Genomic DNA, 3,907 nt, shown 5'->3' with positions numbered 1-3,907 from the left:
GCTTTCTTGTCCTCAGGTTTTCCTCATTCTATGGCTCTCCTCTAGTCCTTGATTCACCGGACAATTGGCCACTTTGTGGCATAACCAACCTTCTGCCTTGACGTAGATGGGCTGAGCTAGTAGGCTTGCGAGTACATCTTTTCTGGGAGGCACTTTGCCTAGGCTAAAGTTGGCTCCGTCTTTAGCCGGTGTGCCTTATGGGGGCAAGGAGCAACTACCTGCAGCAAGGCCTACGGCCCGCTATCGCGATCGCGGGGAAGTGACGCCTGTGGAGATCCCTCTGGCGGGGTGGTAGGGGTAAACTCTGCCACTAGCTACGGGTCGTGGAAGCAGGAAGAAAGCGTCAACCTGGAGCAAAAGTCCGCTTTTGTCCAGCGTTGTATAAGTCTTTCAGAGCGGTTCAAGAGGTTTCCGTCATCGAAGCCAAAGCAGCCTGCACATCGGCTAGCTCAACTTGATCGGTCAGCTCCGCTTGGCCAATCCGGCGCGGCAAGACAAAGCGAATCCGTCCTTGTTTAACTTTTTTGTCGGCCTGCATGACCTGCAAGACAGCCTCCCAAGGGATCCCGGCAGGCCAGTGGCTGGGCAGCCCTGCTTTCTCGATTAGGCGTCGTTGCCGTTCGGCTTCGGTGGCACTCCACCAGCCTAAGCGACGGGCAATCTCCCCGGCAGCTACCATGCCGATGGCGACAGCCTCCCCGTGTAGGTAGCGGCGGTAGCCGGTAACGGTTTCTAGGGCATGGCCAAGGGTGTGGCCGTAGTTGAGAATGGCCCGCAAGCCCCCTTCGCGTTCGTCCTGCTGCACCACCCAGGCTTTGCACTCGGCACAGCGCCGCAGCAGATAGTGCAAGTCTGAGGGGGCAAAATCGGTGTAGCGGCCTAGCCTGGGCTGCTCTTCCAAAAACTCAAACAGGTCGGCGGCCTGGATGACACCGTATTTGATCACTTCGGCCAGGGCAGAGGTAAACTCCCGCCGGGGCAGGGTCTGCAACACCGTTGGATCCATCCACACCAGGCGCGGCTGGTAGAAGGCCCCAATGAGATTTTTCCCGCCAGGATGGTTGACGCCGGTCTTGCCGCCAATGGCCGCATCCACCATGGCCAAAAGCGAAGTGGGCACCTGCACCCAAGGGATCCCGCGCAGCCAAGTGGCGGCGGCAAACCCAACCATATCCCCGATGACCCCGCCTCCCAGGGCAATGAGAGTGGAAGAGCGCTCCAGGCCAAAGCTCAAGGCGGCGTCGTAGATCCTGGCCACCGAGCGCAGGGTTTTGTAGCGCTCGCCAGCAGGCAAAAGAAAAAGATGGGCAGCAAATCCTGCTTGTTGCAGGCCCTGCATTAACTTTTCGGCAAAGTGCTTAGCAATGCCCGGATGGCTCACTACCAGCGCCTTGCCGGCAAGTCCTCTGGCTCGCATCTGCGATCCCAAGTGGATGAGGTTGTGGCCCCTAGGGCCTTCTGGAGATTGGATGACGATGTCGTAGGAGCCGTGGGGAAGCTTGACAGGAATCAGACAGGGATCCATGGGCGGGGAATCCAGGGTGGCACGCTCTGTTACTTCACCTTCTCCCACCTGCAGGTTAGGATGGGAGCCGGCCTTAACTTGTAGTTGTGCCTCGAAGTCCTTATGATTGAGGTATAGCCTCAAAAAGTTCAAGAAGCGCTTTTGCCCCTACCGCAGGGAGGAGTTTCATGGCTGGCAACACCGGAGAAAGGCCTTTTGTTGACATTATTACCAGTGTCCGCTACTGGGTCATTCATGCGCTGACCATTCCCGCCTTGTTTTTGGCAGGCTGGCTTTTTGTGAGCACGGGCCTAGCCTATGATATTTTTGGCACGCCGCGCCCCAATGAGTATTTCACCGCAGAGCGTCAGGAGTTGCCCATTGTAAGCGACCGCTTCAACGCTCTTGAGCAGCTGGAGAGGTTGACGCGCTAGAACGGGGTGAGGGCAGCAACTTCGCAACTGTTACAGTTTGTAAAAGAGGCAAGGTCTGGGCGATGGCAACTAAACCAGTTACTCAACCCAATGCTGACGAGCCTGTTTTTTACCCTGTTTTTACTGTCCGCTGGCTGGCAGTGCATACTTTGGCCATCCCAACTGTTTTCTTTCTGGGAGCCATTGCGGCAATGCAGTTTATTCAACGGTGAACCCCTATGGCTGATCAACCTGAAAAGAACCCTAATACCCAGCCGGTAGAGCTAAACCGCACCTCCCTATACCTGGGCTTGTTGTTGGTGTTTGTGCTTGGCCTGTTGTTTTCTAGCTACTTTCTCAACTGAAGCGAGGGTCATCCCTACTTCTAACAGTTGAGGAAGGACTGCAGGGATCAGTGCAAACCCGTTTTTGCTGGAAGCTAGGAGTGTAATCTCCTTTCGGTTCTTTTGGAGGTCAGTTGCTATGACCAGTCAAGCAAGGATCCCCCTGTGGATAGTGGCTGTGGTTGTTGGGCTGGGGGTGATTACGGTGGTTGGACTCTTCTTCTACGGCTCCTATACCGGTCTTGGATCGCCGGTGTAGTTTAGAGAAGTAGGGGAGGGCGAGGAGCAGTAATCCTCGCTCGGTTTCGTTCTACCTCGCGTGAAGGGGAAGAGTGGCCGTGCGGCGCAGCTCGCCGTCCTGTCTTATCCAGTGGGGTGGCACGGCGTCGTTAGACCAGAGCGCAAAGGTCAACCTTTGCGTACCTCTATTTTGGAGTGCCCCTTGGCTTGATTTATGGAGGGGAGGATCTCGCGGTAGGAGCCGTATTCTTTTGACCTAGCTGCACTTCAGCTAGGTTTTTTTACAGGATCTTAGAAACACCTGGGGGGCAGTGGTGCTGGGAAAAGCTATTTGCCTAGGAAAAAGTCAAGGACTGGGGAGGCGCAGGCAAAAACGGATCCCTTGATGAGGGTCTATATCTCTGTTAAGCGAGCATGAACTTTTTTAACGATCCGGACGGCGGCTGCTAGGAGGAGAGCTGAGGCCCCGTAGAATGAATCCCAAAATTCCAGGCAGGATCTTCGGACATGGATTACGTTCGCACCTTCAATGACGATCCCTGCGAGGGGCATCTTTCAACGCCCATTAGCGATTCTCCTGTCACCCGTCTGTTTATCAACAATCTTGCCATTAACCGCCGCGGCCTCTCTCCTCTGCTGCGGGGGCTGGAGATTGGCTTGGCCCACGGCTACTTCCTGGTGGGGCCGGAGATTCTTCTAGGCCCGCTGCGCGATTATCCTGGGGCAGCCAATTTGGGCGGACTGGTTACGGCAATGGCCATTGTGCTGTTGGGAACCGCCTGTATGTCGGCCTATGGCAGCGTTACCTTTGGAAACAAGCCAGAAACGCCAGGAGCTAATCCTTTGTCCACAGCCCGCGGCTGGGGGGATCTAACAGCGGGGTTCTTCCTAGGGGGTATGGGTGGTGCCTTTGCTGCCTACTTCCTTTTGGAGAACTTTGCCGGGATCGATGCCATCTTCCGAGGACTGGTGAATTAGTTGTCAAGCTTGTCAAGGCACTGGAGGGGAGCAAGACTATGACCGGTTCTTACGCTGCCGCTTATCTTCCTTGGATTTTCATCCCCATTGTTGGTTGGCTGCTGCCGGCAGTAGCCATGGCTGTGCTCTTTCTGTACGTTGAGCGCGACTAACTCTAGTCTCGGTGGGTCTTGGAAGAGGGATCCCTTATCCAGGGATCCCTCCCTTTTTGGCAGGAGGGTGGACTTTGGCAAAACGGCTGTTTCACCATGGAAAAGTTGCTGCTGGTAGAAGGCCAAAAGCTAAAACTGGGTTCTCAACACCATCGTCCTAGCCAAGCCAAAAAGCAAGGTTACAATACCCGTTTTCTGGGCGGCCTTGGCGGCGCTGGCGTTCCCACCGCTGGCTCACCAGGAAACCCAGGCAAGTCCAGGCCAGGTAGAATCCTC

General features: G+C 55.6%; 7 protein-coding genes. 6 read left to right on the top strand and 1 reads right to left on the bottom strand.

Going from position 1 to position 3,907, the window contains the following annotated elements; all coding sequences use genetic code 11:
- Positions 1-400: 400 nt before the first annotated feature.
- The gene (gene aroB / locus NW860_RS10350) at positions 401-1,525 is read right to left on the bottom strand and encodes a 3-dehydroquinate synthase (protein WP_414514032.1); all 1,125 of its coding nucleotides are present in this window, start codon (positions 1,523-1,525) and stop codon (positions 401-403) included.
- A gap of 167 nt (positions 1,526-1,692) precedes the next feature.
- On the opposite strand from aroB, the gene psbE reads away from it, so the two are divergent.
- The 6 genes from psbE to NW860_RS10320 all read left to right on the top strand — a co-directional run bounded on the left by psbE (position 1,693) and on the right by NW860_RS10320 (position 3,631).
- Positions 1,693-1,938 carry a cytochrome b559 subunit alpha gene (gene psbE / locus NW860_RS10345; RefSeq protein ID WP_414360519.1) on the top strand — a complete coding sequence of 82 codons (246 nt, stop codon included), beginning with the start codon at positions 1,693-1,695 and terminating at the stop codon, positions 1,936-1,938.
- A gap of 62 nt (positions 1,939-2,000) precedes the next feature.
- Positions 2,001-2,150 (top strand): cytochrome b559 subunit beta, encoded by a 150-nt coding sequence (gene psbF, locus NW860_RS10340; RefSeq protein ID WP_414406122.1) that lies wholly within the window; start codon positions 2,001-2,003, stop codon positions 2,148-2,150.
- 6 nt (positions 2,151-2,156) lie between these two features.
- Entirely contained in the window at positions 2,157-2,282 is a 126-nt protein-coding gene (locus tag NW860_RS10335; RefSeq protein ID WP_414395556.1) for a photosystem II reaction center protein L, read from the top strand.
- Positions 2,283-2,400: 118 nt separating this feature from the next.
- The gene (locus NW860_RS10330) at positions 2,401-2,520 is read left to right on the top strand and encodes a photosystem II reaction center protein J (protein WP_414395554.1); all 120 of its coding nucleotides are present in this window, start codon (positions 2,401-2,403) and stop codon (positions 2,518-2,520) included.
- A 488-nt stretch (positions 2,521-3,008) separates the two neighbouring features.
- Positions 3,009-3,479: a photosystem I reaction center protein subunit XI gene (locus NW860_RS10325; RefSeq protein ID WP_414395552.1), complete on the top strand. Its 471-nt coding sequence runs from the start codon at positions 3,009-3,011 to the stop codon at positions 3,477-3,479.
- Positions 3,480-3,517: 38 nt separating this feature from the next.
- Positions 3,518-3,631, top strand: coding sequence for a photosystem I reaction center subunit VIII (locus NW860_RS10320; protein ID WP_414395550.1), 114 nt, complete (start codon positions 3,518-3,520; stop codon positions 3,629-3,631).
- Positions 3,632-3,907 lie beyond the last annotated feature (276 nt).

This window comes from Synechococcus sp. F70.1 (assembly GCF_047502745.1).
Taxonomy (GTDB): Bacteria; Cyanobacteriota; Cyanobacteriia; order Thermostichales; family Thermostichaceae; genus Thermostichus.
This window is presented reverse-complemented; position numbering and strand designations above follow the sequence as displayed.

Excerpts from the sequence above, each read along its gene's own strand:
- aroB (WP_414514032.1), bottom strand. The coding sequence starts at position 1,525 with ATGGATCCCTGTCTGATTCCTGTCAAGCTTCCCCACGGCTCCTACGAC.
- psbE (WP_414360519.1), top strand. The coding sequence starts at position 1,693 with ATGGCTGGCAACACCGGAGAAAGGCCTTTTGTTGACATTATTACCAGT.
- psbF (WP_414406122.1), top strand. The coding sequence starts at position 2,001 with ATGGCAACTAAACCAGTTACTCAACCCAATGCTGACGAGCCTGTTTTT.
- NW860_RS10335 (WP_414395556.1), top strand. The coding sequence starts at position 2,157 with ATGGCTGATCAACCTGAAAAGAACCCTAATACCCAGCCGGTAGAGCTA.
- NW860_RS10330 (WP_414395554.1), top strand. The coding sequence starts at position 2,401 with ATGACCAGTCAAGCAAGGATCCCCCTGTGGATAGTGGCTGTGGTTGTT.
- NW860_RS10325 (WP_414395552.1), top strand. The coding sequence starts at position 3,009 with ATGGATTACGTTCGCACCTTCAATGACGATCCCTGCGAGGGGCATCTT.
- NW860_RS10320 (WP_414395550.1), top strand. The coding sequence starts at position 3,518 with ATGACCGGTTCTTACGCTGCCGCTTATCTTCCTTGGATTTTCATCCCC.